Source organism: Thermogemmata fonticola, assembly GCF_013694095.1.
In the GTDB taxonomy this organism is placed as follows: Bacteria; Planctomycetota; Planctomycetia; order Gemmatales; family Gemmataceae; genus Thermogemmata; species Thermogemmata fonticola.
Genome location: NZ_JACEFB010000010.1, coordinates 89189 through 105837, shown reverse-complemented (window position 1 = coordinate 105837; position 16649 = coordinate 89189). Strand labels below are relative to the sequence as shown.

General features: G+C 54.0%; 14 protein-coding genes and 1 tRNA gene. 10 read left to right on the top strand and 5 right to left on the bottom strand.

The window, feature by feature from the left end:
* Positions 1–15: 15 nt before the first annotated feature.
* Positions 16–771, bottom strand: coding sequence for a class I SAM-dependent methyltransferase (locus tag H0921_RS13065; protein WP_194538840.1), 756 nt, complete (start codon positions 769–771; stop codon positions 16–18).
* 216 nt (positions 772–987) lie between these two features.
* Between H0921_RS13065 and lysS the strand changes: the two genes are divergently transcribed.
* Positions 988–2466 carry a lysine--tRNA ligase gene (lysS, locus tag H0921_RS13060; RefSeq protein ID WP_315851896.1) on the top strand — a complete coding sequence of 493 codons (1479 nt, stop codon included), beginning with the start codon at positions 988–990 and terminating at the stop codon, positions 2464–2466.
* 38 nt (positions 2467–2504) lie between these two features.
* Here lysS and H0921_RS13055 read toward each other — a convergent pair whose 3' ends face one another.
* On the bottom strand, positions 2505–3023 hold the full coding sequence (locus H0921_RS13055) for a PEGA domain-containing protein (protein ID WP_194538836.1): 519 nt from the start codon (positions 3021–3023) through the stop codon (positions 2505–2507).
* Between the two features lie 338 nt (positions 3024–3361).
* Between H0921_RS13055 and H0921_RS13050 the strand changes: the two genes are divergently transcribed.
* Entirely contained in the window at positions 3362–4687 is a 1326-nt protein-coding gene (locus tag H0921_RS13050; RefSeq protein WP_194538835.1) for a PP2C family protein-serine/threonine phosphatase, read from the top strand.
* Between the two features lie 201 nt (positions 4688–4888).
* On the opposite strand, the gene H0921_RS13045 is transcribed toward H0921_RS13050, so the two are convergent.
* The 3 genes from H0921_RS13045 to H0921_RS13035 all read right to left on the bottom strand — a co-directional run bounded on the left by H0921_RS13045 (position 4889) and on the right by H0921_RS13035 (position 7179).
* A complete protein-coding gene (locus tag H0921_RS13045) occupies positions 4889–6247 on the bottom strand; it encodes a C39 family peptidase (RefSeq protein ID WP_194538833.1) in 1359 nt (452 codons plus the stop codon).
* 381 nt (positions 6248–6628) lie between these two features.
* Positions 6629–6701 (bottom strand) — tRNA-Thr (locus H0921_RS13040).
* Between the two features lie 274 nt (positions 6702–6975).
* Positions 6976–7179 carry a DUF4177 domain-containing protein gene (locus H0921_RS13035; protein ID WP_194538831.1) on the bottom strand — a complete coding sequence of 68 codons (204 nt, stop codon included), beginning with the start codon at positions 7177–7179 and terminating at the stop codon, positions 6976–6978.
* 2054 nt (positions 7180–9233) lie between these two features.
* On the opposite strand from H0921_RS13035, the gene H0921_RS13030 reads away from it, so the two are divergent.
* The 8 genes from H0921_RS13030 (at position 9234) to H0921_RS13000 (ending at position 16559) form a co-directional block, all read left to right on the top strand.
* Positions 9234–9773, top strand: coding sequence for a hypothetical protein (locus H0921_RS13030; protein WP_194538829.1), 540 nt, complete (start codon positions 9234–9236; stop codon positions 9771–9773).
* Between the two features lie 143 nt (positions 9774–9916).
* Complete coding sequence (locus tag H0921_RS17980; RefSeq protein WP_315851895.1) at positions 9917–10768, top strand: hypothetical protein; 852 nt, start codon at positions 9917–9919, stop codon at positions 10766–10768.
* A complete protein-coding gene (locus H0921_RS17975) occupies positions 10740–11414 on the top strand; it encodes an RHS repeat-associated core domain-containing protein (protein WP_228499624.1) in 675 nt (224 codons plus the stop codon). Before H0921_RS17980 ends, H0921_RS17975 begins: the two co-directional genes overlap by 29 nt.
* Positions 11415–11821: 407 nt before the next feature.
* Positions 11822–12469: a hypothetical protein gene (locus H0921_RS13020; protein WP_194538828.1), complete on the top strand. Its 648-nt coding sequence runs from the start codon at positions 11822–11824 to the stop codon at positions 12467–12469.
* 73 nt (positions 12470–12542) lie between these two features.
* A complete protein-coding gene (locus H0921_RS13015) occupies positions 12543–13202 on the top strand; it encodes a hypothetical protein (protein ID WP_194538826.1) in 660 nt (219 codons plus the stop codon).
* Between the two features lie 5 nt (positions 13203–13207).
* Positions 13208–13750, top strand: coding sequence for a hypothetical protein (locus H0921_RS13010; RefSeq protein WP_194538824.1), 543 nt, complete (start codon positions 13208–13210; stop codon positions 13748–13750).
* 989 nt (positions 13751–14739) lie between these two features.
* Entirely contained in the window at positions 14740–15342 is a 603-nt protein-coding gene (locus H0921_RS13005; RefSeq protein ID WP_194538822.1) for a hypothetical protein, read from the top strand.
* A gap of 812 nt (positions 15343–16154) precedes the next feature.
* The gene (locus H0921_RS13000) at positions 16155–16559 is read left to right on the top strand and encodes a Hint domain-containing protein (protein ID WP_194538820.1); all 405 of its coding nucleotides are present in this window, start codon (positions 16155–16157) and stop codon (positions 16557–16559) included.
* Positions 16560–16649 lie beyond the last annotated feature (90 nt).

The following is a 16649-nucleotide window of genomic DNA, read 5'->3' as shown; positions in this document are numbered from 1 at the left end:
ACTGTTCTACTGCGGCTAGTTGGCCTTGCGGCATGTGATGACTACGTAACGACACCATTGCCATAGCGCGGGCCAATGCCGAAGCAATCCTTGTTCTAGACGTTGCAGCCATTCTATGCCCTTGCGCCAACCCAGTCGCCGGACCAAGGCCAGCAATTGGAATCCCTCGACGTGGATGTTCGCGAAGTAGGGGCGCAGGTGGGCCAAGCGGCCCGATGTCAAGGGGCGCTCCTCGGGGGTCCGTTCCTTGCCGGGGTAGGGCAGGTAGCGCCGGGCGATTTCCAATAACGGATTCCCACCCCAGGGTTCGCAGAATACCGCCACGCCTCCAGGGCGCAAGATGCGTGCCACCTCGGCAGCGGCGCGCTTCACGCAGAGGTGATGCACGATGGCGTGCCCCCAGACGCGGTCAAAACTGGCACTGGGGAACGGTAGGACCTCGCCATCGGCTTGCAAGCATCGTACCACGACACCATTGAAGGCGGCGCGGCGACTCGCCTCCGATATGTAGCCCGCCGAAATGTCCACAGCAAACACTTCCGCGCCCCGCCGGGCTAATATCACAGCGGCCATCCCGTGGCCACAGCCATAATCCAGGACTTTGTGTCCCGCCTTCGGTTCGAGACGTGCCCAGGCCGAACGCAGCCAAGTCTCATGGTCGAAGTAGGCATCCTCGTCTACCCACCACTTTCGGGAATCATCTCCCAGCGCCGCTGCTCGGCGGGCCGCTTGCCGATCATGGAATTGCTGCTCTTCCCATCCCCGATCCATTTCGTCCCTTTGCTTCCTAAGATTTTTCCCATCAACTTCCCTTTTAGGACGGTCTGATGAACCTGGCTGTAAAACTTCGATCGAAGTTCTATCCTCCCACTCCGCTTTCATACCCTAAAATGATCAGTCCCGAAAAGAGAGAATGCTGTTTGAGGGGAATTCGTACTGGGGTCAACAACACAGGGATGATACCCCAGATCTATGGGAAGACCAGCCGTGACCGAGACAAACCCGGAATTGCTCCAAGCGCGCCTGGACAAACTTCGCCAGTTGCAAGCCCTGGGTATCGATCCGTGGGGCGGTCGTTTCGACAACACCCAGCCCATTGCTGAGATTCGCCGACTGCCTGCGGATTATTTCCGGGAGGACCAGCCGGGACCCACTGTTCGTGCTGCCGGACGTGTCCTGCGGTACCGCAGTGCGGGGCGACTCCTGTTCCTGGAGTTGTGGGATCAAACAGGCCGCATCCAATTGATGATCCGGGTCAATAAAGTCAGCGAAACCGAGTGGAAGGTCGCCCAACTGATTGATCTGGGTGACATCATCGGCGTGGATGGCGAGCTGGGCAAGACGAAAACCGATGAACTCACCATTCAGGTCACCCGTCTGACCTATCTCACCAAGTCTCTGGAGCCGCATCCTAAGGATGTTTTCGGTTTGGAGGATATCGAATACCGCCTCCGCCATCGTTACTTAGATATGATCTACACGCCGGATACGCTGCGGCGTGCCCAACAACGTGTCACAATCATCCGGACCATCCGCAGCTATCTGGATCGCTTGGGATACATGGAAGTGGAAACGCCGACTCTCCAGGCTGTGGCCGGGGGAGCAGCCGCCCGGCCTTTTATCACGCATCATAACGCCCTCAATATCGATCTGTATCTCCGCATCGCTTTGGAATTGCATCTCAAGCGCCTTCTGGTGGGAGGATTAGAAAAAATCTACGAAATCGGTCGTGTCTTCCGGAATGAAGGGATCAGCCCCCGGCACAACCCCGAATTCACCATGCTGGAACTGTACCATGCCTACAGCGACTATCGCGGCATGATGGACTTAACGGAAGGACTAATCCTAGCGTGTGTGGATGCCCTCTATCCCACTCGGATCATCCCTTATGGCGACAAGACTCTCGACCTGACTCCTCCTTGGAAGCGGGTCAGCTATGCTGAGCTATTCCGTGAATATGTGGGCTGCGATATGGCCGATGAGGTGAAGGTGGCCGCTGCTGCCCGGGCGGAAGGAATTGACACCACCGGCAAGGAACACGCCGTTCTGGTTCACGAATTGTTTGAGGATGTTGTCGAAGAGAAACTGGTCGGTCCGGTCTTCGTTTACGACTACCCGGCTCCTCTCTGTCCTCTGACCAAACGCAAACGGGACAACCCCGCGATTGCCGAACGTTTCGAGCTGTACATTCACGGCATGGAGCTTGCTAATGCCTACACCGAACTGAATGATCCTATCACGCAGGAGGAAACGTTTAGCAAACAGCTCGCTGGTCTGAGTGAGGAGGAATCCATGGCTCGGATGGATCGCGACTTCATCCGGGCCTTACGCTTCGGGATGCCTCCGGCAGGGGGGCTGGGTATCGGCATCGATCGCCTCGTGATGCTTCTGACTAATACGCCGACCATCCGTGATGTCATCCTCTTTCCCCTCCTACGTCCTGAAGGTGCTCCACCTGGCCGATAGGTACGCGCGTGGGGCGTCTGTATTGCTAGTCGCCCAAGTCAGGAAGAGGGGGGCACTGGACCCACCGGGGGGATCAGGGGATCGGTACTTGGAGAAGGTGGCGGCGTGTGAGGCGGAGCATCGGGGCTGACATCGCGAGGTGTAGCCGGTCGGGCAGGAGGAGGCAGATTCTGACCCCGCTGACGCAATTCTTCCGCACGTTGCAATAACTCCTCCCGATTGGGTTGCCGGGCAGGTTGTAACTCGAAGTAATACCTTCGCACATCACGAATGGGGAAGGGCCAGAGCACCTCGGTTAGAAAATCGAAAGGGGGATAGGCATACCAGGGGGCGACGACGTGGACGCGTTGGCGTAAGGTTTCATAGCCGGGATGAGACAGGGTGATCGTATAGTATCCGTAATATTCAAACAGCATGTGAGCGGGGGCGGCTCCAATCGGCTGTTCGTTAATGTAGACTTGCGCATTAGGAACGTTGGCTTCGATAACAAATCGCCGCTCGACGCAGCCGCAGAGGGCTAGACTCAAACCGAGCATCGTGGCCGTTCTGCGACGCATCTGCTCTAGCTCTCCCCTGGTTCCGTATTCGTGGAGGTGCCCCCACTGGACGCCGCTTTACCAGGGAAACCATGCAGAATCAAGCCAGTTTTTCCATGTGGCCATTGACGCAGAGCAGGAAGGCAGGTAGGTTGCCATACTATGGGTAGTAGGTGGCCATGAGTGTTTGGGATAAGCTAGAGAAAAATGGAGGCATCAGGTCCGGAGCGATGCACTCCTCCCATCTGTAACGTTAAGATTTTCCGCGGAGGAGGTTTTTCGGGTATTTTGCTCACGCAGACCGCGGCTTCATAGCGTATGATGACAACAACAGGGAATTGGAAGATCGAGGGTTGTCCGTGTCGGCTTTCGAACCGCCTCGTTATGCGACTCTGACGGATGTGGGGGTGAAGCGCAGCCACAATCAGGACGCCTGCGCCGCCAAGCCGGCCGTCGATGCCGCCACGTTTGCCAGTTGTGGGCACATTTTCATTGTCGCGGATGGAATGGGAGGCCATGCGGTTGGTGAGAAGGCTAGTGTCAAGGCTGTGCGGGACATTCCCCATCTGTACCAAAAGCATGTCCACGAAGGGGTGATTGCTGCTCTGCGCCGGGCTTTTGCCGAAACGAACACTGGAATCCATGAGATCGGCCAGCAGAACCCCGAATTCCGCGGTATGGGTACTACCAGTACCGCTCTCATTCTTCGCCCGGAGGGAGCTTGGATCGGCCACGTCGGCGACAGCCGGGCATATCGAATCCGGGGCAACACCGTCGAACAACTCACCTTCGACCACTCTTGGGTCTGGGAAATTGCCCGGCGCACAGGTGTCGATCCGGACGAACTGGGCGATTTCAAGAAAAATGTGATCATTCGCTCTCTGGGACCGGACCCCGAAGTCGAAGTGGATATCGAAGGTCCTCATCCGGTCCAGCCTGGGGATATCTTCTTGCTGTGTAGCGACGGCCTGACCGGTCTAGTCAAACCTGAGGAAATCGGGGCTATCGTAAATGTTTTGTCCTTGGAGTCCGCCGTCCGCCTTCTGGTTCATCTGGCCAATCTCCGCGGCGGACCAGACAATATCACGGTGATCCTAGTTCGTGTTCCGGGGGGACCTCACGATCCCGGTGCACCACGCTACTCCTCTTCGTCCTTCACGCGCCTACGAGAGACCCTCTCCCGCCACTGGCCGGTCTGGACTATCCTTACGGGATCGGTGTGTGCGCTACTTTCCCTCTTCCTCCACCTCCAGGAACTCAAAACGCTGTCGCTTCCCCTCTTTCTCTTGGGAGCACTCATTATCCTGGTAGGCATCATCGGTTTGGTCCATTCCCTACTCCGTACCCCCTCCGACACCGGTGAGGCGAACGTTCCGCTCACGGACCCAGAACTGGAACAGCCCCGCTCCCTTAACATCTACCGCCAACATGATTGCACGATCACGCCGGAACGCCTCAGCCAATTCGCCGAGACCGAACAACAGCTCATAACCGCTCTCAAGGAACATAACATACCGGTGGATTGGGAGGCCCATGCGCAGCTCGCTGGAGCTGAGGATGGCGACCTTCGGGATGCCTTCCGCCTCCGCTGCGAAGCCATTCTGCTCCTGGCGGATGCCTTCCACAAAGCCCGGCACAAACAAGAATCCTTCCAACCCTCTTGGACCTCGCCCCAACAACGTTGAAAGCTCAGACAACGGTTTTCACCGATGTCTGAGCAAGGGGACTGTTCCCAAGGCTTTGTCAGGGTGCTGCAGGTTCCTCAGCCATTCTCAGGCACAACGCGATTGGCATGCACGTTTCTCTCTGCTGTCGCTCCGCCATCATCACGCCTAGGCAAAGACCTAAACTGGGAAGCATCTTCGGGGGCTTGGTTTCCTCCTGTCTCAGAAGATGATCGTGCGCTCATGCACACCGAGGCTGTTGAGGAACCCCTGAGCTGCATCTCCCGCTAGGCCCGTAAACCAACTGCCGCCCCAATTCCAGCGGTCTTGGAACTCCGCATAGGACCAACTCCTTTGCACGCCATCCGTATCCATGTAGTAGAGTGTTTGCGTGGCTTCATCGATACCGTTGAGGACCACGTAGTGGAGAATGCCAACTTTGCCCAAGAAGTCGCTTAGGATGCCAGAAGCCACCAGAGCGATGACGGGTCGGCCTTGACGGAGCAGATTCACAACAGTCTCAAAACTTGCCCCTGTGGCCAGTTGGGTTTCAGGGCGGTAGTTAGCGATCATATCTCGCAACGATCCAGGCCGCGTGCCAAGGTTGGATTGGGAAACCAGGTCCGGCCAGCTTGCGGCCACCGATCGCAGAGTTTCGTAGGAAACTTCGATGCCATAGGCTCGCAGGAAACGCGAGGCGGAGTTCGGACCGCAACTCCAGTTATCGGTTTGAGGGCTTCCTCCAGGCACGGAAATCCAAACGACTTCGCAGTGTCTCACGAAGGTGTTAGCTAGCAGATTAGCGCTGTCGTGACCTGCGTTGCCGAATAGGAAGTCATTCCGGCTCCGGGAAACCAAGCGGTCGTTTCCTGAGCCACCACTCAGAACGCTGCCCAACAGGTTGGAGTTCGGCCCACTTTGCAGGAAATCGTTTCCGTTTTCTCCGCGGAGCACGTCGCTACCGCCTCCGCCGTAGAGCCGATCGTCGCCGTCCCCGCCGTATAATTCGTCGTTTCCTTCGCCGCCGAAGAGTACATCGTTACCTTCTCTCCCATATATATCATCCATGTCACGTCCACCCACGATCAGATCATTCCCGGCCTGACCGTCCAGCACATTATCACCATTTTCGCCCGATATGATGTCGTTTCCAGCACCACCTAAGATGTAGTCGTCGCCATTTCCACCGTTGAGAACGTCGTTATTGCGTGTGCCAATCAATTGGTCGTTCCCATCGCCCCCGTTCACAGTACCGCGTAATGAACGGAGAAGGTTGAGTCGGATCTCATCGTGGCCGGCATATCCCTCAATTTGAACTCGGCCCGCTGTGACTCGAGACTTGCTGAATCTGCGGTTGTAATATTCTTCGTTGTTCCAAATGATAACTTGGTAGTCTGCCTCAGTTTCAATGACTCGGATGATATCATTCGCAGCGGTTCCGTGTACATGTAGAATCCCATCTCGTATGAAGGCGGATGGAACCGTGCGGTCTTCCAGAGCTTCGACCTTAAGCATAGGCGTGGCTGGACTTGACTGATTCGGATTGCTTTGTTTCAGCCATTGGCGCAGTGCTCGAAACATGGCTCTGCCTCCTTATTAGGGTGTTAGGATTTGGTGAGAAAGTCTCCTTTTTGTATTGCCTCCTCTGCCTTGCCTTTCGCTGGGGTGTCCGTTCACTCCTCTCATGCAAAGGCAGCGATGTTGCCGGACAACATTTCGAAAAAAAGCAAGAGAGACCGGCGACGATACGATCGTGGACGGATGACGACAGGAAGGTGTGTCGGATTTGGGGCGTCAAGAAGCAGCGTTGGTGAGAGAATCACACACCCAGAACGGGTAGGGAGATAACGAGGGCGCCGTTATGAGAAAGAGGCGAGACGATATTAGAGATCGGTCTAAACAGGAGTGGTTGATGACTCGATTCAGTCGGACTGAGTGCTAAACCTGATGAAGGGGGGTGAGAGCCGACTGTGGGATTCGAACCCACGACCTGCGCTTTACGAAAGCGCCGCTCTACCGGCTGAGCTAAGTCGGCCTGCGACGAGGAGGGATCCATCGAGTTAAGCAAGTCGATGCGAGCGGTTCCCCTTAGAAAATTCCGCTTACCAATCCGTGAACCCGTCCACACCTCCGTCGCAAGGGGTCCATTCTTCCCAGCTATTGCAGGACTTAGAGAAACCAGTGTTGTTGGATTTTACTACTTCATCCGGGAGGGGACAAGATACGGGAGACCCTCCCAATGGGGGACCTGACGCTAATGAGCAACCCAGGGGAGGATTTTTTAGGAGAATCCAGGGGATACTCTGGACTTAGAGGGAACGAGGGCGTTCCAGTATCACCACGACTTGCCGCGTTCCACTATAGTGTTGTTGGGTGGTGAATATGGATAATACCCGCCAACCTTCTTCGGCCCATTCGTTGAGAACTTGTTCCATCTTGTCTGTATCCAACTTACTCCCCAGCAGTAAGCCGCGAGGATAAAAGGTGAGAACCTTGTACTCGTAACGGAGCATGGTTGCTCTCCTAATGGCGGTGGATTCTGCGGCGATCCACTCACGCCCCCTGTCTTGCCCTCTCGACTGATTCCCAGCGACTCCTCTTGCGCAGGAACGAACCGGCGCTAGGCTACCTCTGTATCAAACACTCCCGTATCCCCACCGTTGGGAGCGGTCCCACTGCTTGTCCCCAAAGAGGGAGACAGGCGGCGATTTCCTGCCTCGCTGCATTATCATTCCCGATGCGTAGGTCTGCGAGTTGACGTCACTAGCTATAGGTAATGTCCTAGTGCCCGGCAGCAGCGTACCCTTATAAGCTGCCACGCCGTCAGTGGTCGCCAGACACCTCGTGCCAGCAGGGAATGGCGGCAGGACTGGCCTCCCTCTCTCTAGCCCCTTGCGGGAAGGCCCATGAGCGACTGACTCCCTCCCTGACGCTGAGTTATCAGAAAGAGACTTCCTACGTCGAAGCCGGCGGAAACGCTGGCTGGCAGTGTCGGGCCGCAGGTTACGTCACCGAACAGCCCCGCTGCCCGGATTCGACGGCGACCCCGCGACCATCACCTTCGGTGCCTATAACGCCAATGGCACTGCCAGAACCTTTTTCAAGCCAAAACCAGGTTAGCGTACTGGGAACGACAGCCTGCTGTGCCACCCATTTTGTGCTTGGGAGGTAAAGAGCATGGCTCACGGCTTACCAGACTTCGGAGCATTTACGTGCCCCGTTTGTGGCTTTCCGGGGTTGTGTGAACCGCCGCGCAGTGCGAAGACGGGTGGCCCTTCCTATGAAATCTGCCCGTCGTGCTGGTTTCAGTTCGACGTTACAGACGATGATCTTGGATATACTTACGAGCAATGGCGAGCCAAGTGGATTGCAGAAGGCATGCCGTGGAGCGATGGAAGCACGCCACCGCCACCAGGATGGAACCCTGTCGAGCAGTTGAAAAAGCTCACTGAACGATCAGCTTGATACGATGGCCCACAGCGATAGCTTCCCCGCCTGCCAAGTTGAACCTGCACGATTTTTACCAATCGAAGAAAGACAGTCTGCTTTTTGGGGCGGGTTGTTTCGATTACCGTTGGTAGGCGCTCGACGATATGTCTCCAAAGCCTCGGCCGCTGGACGAGCCTTGATCCCCTTGGGTTTGACGCGGGCGATCCCAACCTCTATCGGTTCGTCTTCAACGTCCCGACGGTTTATGCTGATCCGAGCGGACTGATCCTTCCCTACGTCATCGGTGGACTCCTGAGCTGTGCAGGGCTGTACATCGGCGGAAAGTCCTACCAGAGCACTGGGACTCCCTTCAGCAGCGAGATCTGGGGTGCAGCGGCAGAGGGGGTTGTATGTGTCGATCCGCGAGTCATCGTGAACAGCGTCTCCGATACGGTCGTCTCGGCTGTGGCGCTGGGTGGCGTCGATAGATTGGAATTGTGGCCGGTGCCTCCTGAGTATCGTGATGCCTATGAATGGGGTTATGCTGGGTCCCGTCCGTTATGGGAAGTGGAGGCGGCACTGCTGACGCGGAAGCTGCCGACCAAGCTGCAACCTTATGGGCTGGCCTTGGACACAATCCAAAACGGAGTGTTAGTGAGCCGGGGTTTGCTGGACGTTCCACAGATCCCGCGGCATCGCGGCAGGCCAGTACGCTGGGAATGGTCGGAAGGTATGCTGCTGCACGGCCCGACTTGGACCAACAGCAACGGACCTTGCCGGTGGCCTGCTCGGCCTGGGCGGTGGTTGGGTCGTGCGCCGACGGCCGGGGGTCGCTCCACGAACCGTGGAAGATATCCTAGCTGGTGCAACCCCAGGCCGCGTGACGTAGGGTAAGACGACCCTGTACATTAAACCGGGAGGATTTGATCAAGCCAATGCCGACTTTGATGCTCTTGACCTTACAAATGTGAGAAACATCAATACAAGGTATGGTCCTGGGCGAACAGGAACTTTACCCGATGGTCGCTCCATCACAGTTCGGCCAGGGAGTACTGATGGGCGACCGACACTTGAAATCCGCAGGCCGGAGGGTCGAGGCATTGATATCCGGTACGATGACTGACATGGGGATAATTCGATGGACTTTGGTAAGAGCGATTGGAAAGACTGGGGACGTGAGCTTATACGTCGATGGCTAGACTCAGATCACCAAGTCTCTCTGGAGACTCTAAAAGCAAAAAAATGGCTGGCTCTACCAGTGGCCGACATCTTGAATCCGATGGAAGCCGAGTGGTTGGCTGATGCCATTCACAGCCTGGGTGTCGAGGAGGCCATTGGTGTAGCTTTTGAATACAATGGAGATCCAAACGTCGAGACCGTCCCAGTCAGCAGAGATCACATCCTGACCTACAATGGAAGCAACAGTTGGCGGTATGTAATCATTACCTCATCTGCGGAATTGTTTCTCTATTTCAAGGATGAAGCGAATCGGTTCTATCTTGTCTGCGGTCCTGCAGACTTTGTTTCTCAAGCATATAAAGCCCGTTGGGAGACGGCCAAGATCATGTATTTTGAATGGGTCAACCTTGACCATCACAATGACCAAGAAAAACGCTTCCTAACAGAGGTATGGAACAAATACGCCACTTTGACACCGGACTCCCAATCAAGCACATAGGCTGGGGTAGTTAGCGCGCCGGCCTGACCACCTTTCCTGGCAGCTTTTTTCACTTGCAATTCCCAGTTCTTAATTCTGCAACATGACCTGCGCCGGGATCGTCTGCCCGATGGCCGTAGCTGGCGGCGACCTGCTTCACGGGCGTGGACCTGACCTACGTCAAACGGGCTGGCGAGGCGAACGGCGACGCCGGCGACCCGTATGTCGGACTGGACCGCTTCGGCCGCATCGTCGATCAACGCTGGCTGCGGAGCGGCGACGGCTCGGCGGTGGAGCACCTGCAGTACACCTACGACCGCAATGGCAATCGGCTGTCACGAGTGAACCTGCTCAACTCTGAACTGAGCGAAAGCCACAGTCATGACAATTTGAACCAGTTGATCGGTTTCGCGCGGGGTGAGCACAGCCGATCTTGGGACTATGACGCTCAGGGGAACTGGCAGAGCGTGGTCACCGATGGGAGTGTGCAGACACGGACGCACAATGCCCAGAATGAGATCACCGGCATCAGTGGGGCGATGATACCGACCTATGATGCGAATGGCAATCTGACGCGGGATGAAGTGGGGCGGCAGTTTGTCTACGATGCCTGGAATCGGTTGGTGGAGGTGCGGGATGACAGCGGTGAGACGGTGAAGCGGTATGCCTACGATGGCATGCAGCGGCGGGTGCAGGAGACTGCGGCCGGGACGACCACCGAGCTGTACTACTCCGATTCCTGGCAGGTGTTGGAGGAAGGGGTGGGTGGTCAGACCACGGTGCAGTATGTGTGGAGTCCGGTGTACGTCGATGCGATGGTGCTGCGGGATCGGGACAGTGACGGTGATGGGACACTGGACGATCGCCTGTGGGTGGTGCAGGATGCCAACTTCAACGTGACGGCGGTGGTGGATGACAGTGGGGAGGTAGTCGAACGCTACATTTACGACCCGTTCGGCCAGGCGACGGTGTTGGATGCGGAGTGGAATGTTCGCTCAGGTGGCAGTGGCCTATGATTGGCTCCATCTGCATCAGGGTGGACGGTACGATGTCACGAGTGGTCTGTACCACTTCCGTCACCGCGACTATTCCCCCACCCTCGGCCGCTGGACGAGCCTTGATCCGCTCTCCTACGCCGCCGGAGATGTCAACCTCTACCGCACCGTCGGCAACAACCCCTTCAACTCCCTCGATCCCAACGGGCTACAAGATCTAGGGGAGCGAGCCTATCATGCGGGAAAAGCGTTCGCGGGAATTACAGACAAGGAAAAGAAAATTCCAGGTAAGGATACAGTAATAAGAGACTTCAAAGCAGCAGCTGCGAGGAACAAGATCGACCCAAAAATCGTGCAACAAATTCTCGACGCGACCACTAGTACACCTAAACCCCGGTGGTATAATCCATGCAAGATATGGGCTGAAACTGCTTTCGCGAAGATGCCACCCATGAAACCTACGGGGGAGGTCATAGGTGCTGAAAAAGTTTATGTTAGTATAGTTGCATGGACTTTTGTACCTTGTTCTGAAAATCTATGGTGTTTACTTGCTGACGGACATTTTGCTATTCAAGTTAAGTTCCCTGATGGCAGTGTATTCTATTTTGATGATGGTGATTGGGGAGGCGTATTCACTAAAAGAGATATACCCAAGTACGCAAAATGAGATGATATTTTATCAACGATATATTAATTTATTTCACTACAATTATCGCAGTTATATTATATGTCTTTAGAGTATAACTTATGATGATATTATTTCGCAAATTGATCATGGTATCAAAACTTTTAGTCATTTGTATCAGCATTGGGTCTTTAGTTAGTATAGTATATTGGTTGATATGGCTTATCCATGATGGTAAGAGCTTCAGAGATGCAGTGAAGGGAGAAGTAGAAGATGCTGTAGGAGTCCTGCAAGGGACGATACTCATAGGATGCCTTATTGGTTGCTTTGTCGGAATTTTGTTTGGTCTTAGAGAGTCCATGAAAAAGTAAACACGGCTAACCTCTCCTGTACTGTCGATATAACCCCCCAACTCCCTTGATCCGAGTGGACTTGCAGGGGATGACCCTTTGACTCAAGGACCTTATGGGATCATTGGGAGACTCGCACTTTGGTGGTATTCTAAAGGTGATGAGGACAAACCAATTCCACGAAACTTTGATCCTAATCAACCAATGCCAGGTCTGCGAATAGGTGACGGCATCGATCGTGACAACAAGATGTGGTACGACCGAACACTAAATGCGGCCCCTAAGGTGTTGATGGTGGCCGGCTTTGTTTTGCTAGGCATGGTAGTCCCTGGCCCTGAAGACGTCTTTATCGGATGGTCAGTGAGTCGAGGTTATACTGTTGTCAAAAGTGGTACACAATTTATAATCAAAATTAAAGGTGAAAACAGGGTACTCTCTGAAACAGAAGTAATGAGATTAATAGGACAGTATCGAGAATGGGTGGGTAGAGTGAGGGAGCTTGAAGTCGAAAAACTGTCCGGTGGCAAAGTGACGCCACATCTCGTAAGAAAGACACGGTGGGGTTCTGTGCAAATTGATGTGGAAGTTCCTGGAACGGCATATATCAGCGTTGGAGGGCCCGCTAAAGCTGCAGATCTTGCTGGACTTGGATTTCATCTAAAAAAACTCAAAGCTGCGGCCGACGAGCAGAATGTTCGCGCAATGATGTATTCGAAGAGGGCACTCCTGAAGCCGTGGTTAATTTAGCGAAAAAATGGCTAGGTAAAGAGAATGTCATTATGTTCCAAGTTAACTACAGAGCTTATTATGGAGTCGTTCCATGAAAATCTTTTTTAGTCGTTCAAGCCGATACGCTGCACTATACCTGAAGGCCGATGCTAGTTCTCAAGTGTTCGATCTGTTGTCACGCTTCGCTTCGACGGCCAACATATCCCTTGTTGACCCAAGGACAGGGCTTGTGAACGTAATTGATGAAACAGGGGAACCCATTCCGCTTTCCGTGACTGAGTTTGAAACCCGCATTCGCAGAAATGATGAAAAGATGACTTTTCAGATTTGGTGGAATCCATTTGACTATAGTGATCTTATCATTTTTGTTAAACCAATACTGGCTGCAGTAAAAATACATTTATACATGGACAATCAATCCGATAATCAAATGCAAAAAATTGCAGACACTCTTAAGTCGATATTTGTTCCACTAGCTCGAGAGAAAGCAGTGTGGGCGCTAATTATAGATCAGTTGGGGATCTCTGCGGAGAATCCTTGGTGGGACGAGATTGTCATCGGTCGAGTAAAGCTTCAATTCCCTTTCCCACAAGAACTTTGGCTACCCGTGGATTCTCCGTGTCTTAAATCAGTGGATAAGCGTTTGTGTTGGGTGACACGACCTGATCCAGCGGTAGTCAGGCTTTGTTATCTATACTTGAATCTGCCTGATGGATCTGGAGTCTACCTTGTTGAATGGAATAACATATAGGCGGAGTGGCAATTTGTGTACAATGCCTCGACCGGTTGGTGGAGGTGCGGGATGACAGCGGTGAGACGGTGAAGCGGTACGCCTACGACGGTTTGCATCGGCGAATCAGCGAGATAGCAGATGGTGTGACGACGGACTTCTACTACTCCTCCTCGTGGCAGGTGTTGGAGGAGCGGGTCGGCGGCCAGACCACGGTGCAGTACGTCTGGAGTCCGGTCTACGTCGATGCCCTGATCCTGCGGGATCGGGACAGTGACGGTGATTGGACACTGGAGGAGCGCTTGTGGGTGGTGCAGGATGCGAATTTCAACGTGACGGCATTGATGGATAACAGTGGGGAGGTGGTCGAGCGTTACGTCTACGACCCGTTCGGTCTGGCGACGGTGCTCGACGCCAGCTGGAACATCCTGGCCGGCAGCGCCTTCGCCTGGGTCTACCTGCACCAGGGCGGCCGGTTCGACGCCACGAGTCGTCGCGATATCCATGATACCGCTTTTGCCCCTGCCCCATCATGTTCCCCCAGTGCCCGGCCTCAGCAGCTACAATAGGCCACCACGCCGAACCCCTTGGTACGATGTCGTTGCAAACTGGATCGGTCCAGAAAACATCCTGGCGATGGACTCGGTCCTCGGCCACCCCCGCACCGGCTGGTTCGCCCAAGTCAGTAACGGCTTTGCGGGGTTCAGTGATGCCGCCACAGGAGGAATGGCTGGCTACTTCCGCCGTGGCTTAGGCTACGACGATGTCATCGATCGCAGTTCGTGGGCTTATCAGGAACGTATTTTCAGAGGCGCAATTGTCAGCATCGCCACAAGTGCTGGTCTAGGCAGCGGGTTGAATGGCGTACCCATTGTGGCTGCTGTCACTCCTCTGTTGGCTCAGGCCGGCCTACCTCCCCCTTCCGGTCCCGCCCCTGGACCACCAAGGGGCAACCGCATTCCCATTATAGCTGGTGTCGCTCCCCTCCTTCCCCTGTTAGCTCAGGCCCAGCTACCTCCTGGCCCTGGTCCCGCCCCTGGACCACCACCTCCCGCTCTTCCTTGGGGGATCCCCGGGTACATTGATATTAACGTGGGTTTTATTATTGGCGGTGGCGTTCAAATTGGAGCCGGCCCACCGGGTCCATTTGGCTTTGCTCCGTCTGTTCATCCTTATGTAGGCCTCCAAGATCCCGGGGTTAGTGTGAACTGGGCGCCCACCGGCACCATCTGCCCGGGTATTAACGTAGGAACAAGTGCTTACTTACCAATAAAATTACCTTTGGGCTTCCAGATCGGTGTGTGCGGGGCCGGTCCATTTTGGGAGGTGGGCGTCGGGTCGCCCGGCGTGAGTGGGGGGGTGGTGGGTCTGGTGAGAGACCTGGCATAGATTGAAGTTGGTGATAAGCTCCGGATCACTATATGATTCTCTGTCATACATACTTTGATGCCGAACAACTTGGTGCCTTGTCCCTTGTGTTGCTGGCCAAGGGCGTTGTACAATGCTCCTACAAGACCGCCCACATCGTGCCGAGTGTTTGTTAACGGGAGAGTCTTCCATGCCAGGGTGGCGTGATACGTTAGATCTCATTGCAGGAATCGGTTTCTTGATCATTTCCCTTCGCGTGGTAATTACGTATAAGCGCGTGGCACGCTGTACCGCCGATTATTGGAGGCGGTCGGCCACCTGGCTGGAAAAGCAACCGTGGATTGCCCTGCTTCTAGGGTTCCTAATGGGTGGGATTAGCTCCTTAGTAGCGACTAGTGCCACCCTTGAGATTACGGGAAAATTCTTCATATTGGGGTGGCGTGATATGTTAATAAACCTCATTGCAGGAGTCGTTAGCATATTCATATTTCTTTACATGGTCATGATGATCGTTCAGTATAAGCAATTCGCACGTTATTTAGCCGACTCGTGTAGGTATTGGGCTACCTGGCGGGAAAAGCAACCGTGGCTTACCCTAACTTTAGGTCTTCTGGCGTGCGTCATGAGTGTCTTGCTGGCGGTTAGCGTAGCTTTTAATATGGGAAAGTTTTTCATGGTGGCATGGGTTGATACATTACTAAATCTCTTTGTAGTTATCTTTTTCTTGATCATCTCACTTTCCATTTTCATTAAGTATAAACAAGTTCGCAAGGAAGCCAGCCGAGATGGATAAGCTTTGCCATGCTTGGCTGGAACAGCGACCGTGGATTTTACTAGTCGTAGGGCTTGTGTTTTCTGTTATATGTGTTATATGTGTGATTAGTACATCCTTTGAGATTATAAGAAAGGTAACTACCTCGAAGATTTAGTAGAACAGGATGCTACCCATTCTTGTAATTCTTTCCTCAGTCATGCATTTTGCTCCGTGAATGTTAGGATTCTTGTTCAGGATATTGATAATGTTTATCCTTGGAGGTACGTGATCATGATTAAAAGACACAATCTTCATCATGGGAATATCAAAAAGATTATACTAATATCTATCTTGGTTTTAGTGCCTTTGTGTGGATGGCTTATCGTTCAGATTGTGCGAATAGTCAGTTATGAAATGCTTTCTGCTCAGGAAGCCGCTGAGGCGTTCCTCGACGATCTCGCAAGTAACCGTATGAAGTCGGCGTACGCACGCACGTCGGCAACCTTACAAACAAAATACGGTTTTGAAGAGTGGTCCCAACGGGTCGAGCTTTGCCCCATTTTGAAGACCCACACAAGCAGGTCCGTGAGGGGCGTACGCTTGACCTATCAACCCGATGGCCTCGTAGCATCAGTTCAGTTGGTGGTGAACGATCCAACCATTTCATTGTCATGCACGGTGATCCTTCGGAAAGAAGAACAAGAATGGAAAGTGGAACACCTAACTGTACCTTGAAAACGCATGGGTGTTCAATGAGGTTCAAATGAGAGGGGGTCAGCCGTTTTTTAGAGGCGAAGGCAAGGGTCCAAAGCTTTTCGACCAACTTGGCCGCCCAAGGTGTCAGCGGGCTGTTGAGTGCCCAGGAGCAATGGGAGCAGGGGAATTATCTCGCAGCGGCGTTGGATGCCACCGGTTCGGTCCTTAACTTCACTCAGCTTTTCAAGGCCTGTTTCACCGGGGATGTCAGGCTGTTGGCGCGGGGGTCGTGGGGTGAGGGGTGGCGGCGGATTGATGAGATCACGATTGATGACGAGGTGTTGTCACGAGATGAGCATGATCCGAGCGGGCCGTTGGCGTGGAAGAAAGTGGAGGAGACGTTCGAGCGGGTGGGGTTGGTGCTGGAACTGGAGGCGGGCGGCCGGACCATCGATAGAATACCCTCAATCACATCATATTGTTTGCGTTGGTTCCCGAACGATGACATCATTGCGCGAAACTGTACCTGTGACTCAAAAAATGTGGTTCCCATCCCGTAATTGTTCGATGGTTCACTTCGTTTCAGCACAAGAGGGCGCGCCGATAACTTGGAGACGAGGAAGGGCGATGAACAGGCCTAAATGAGTACG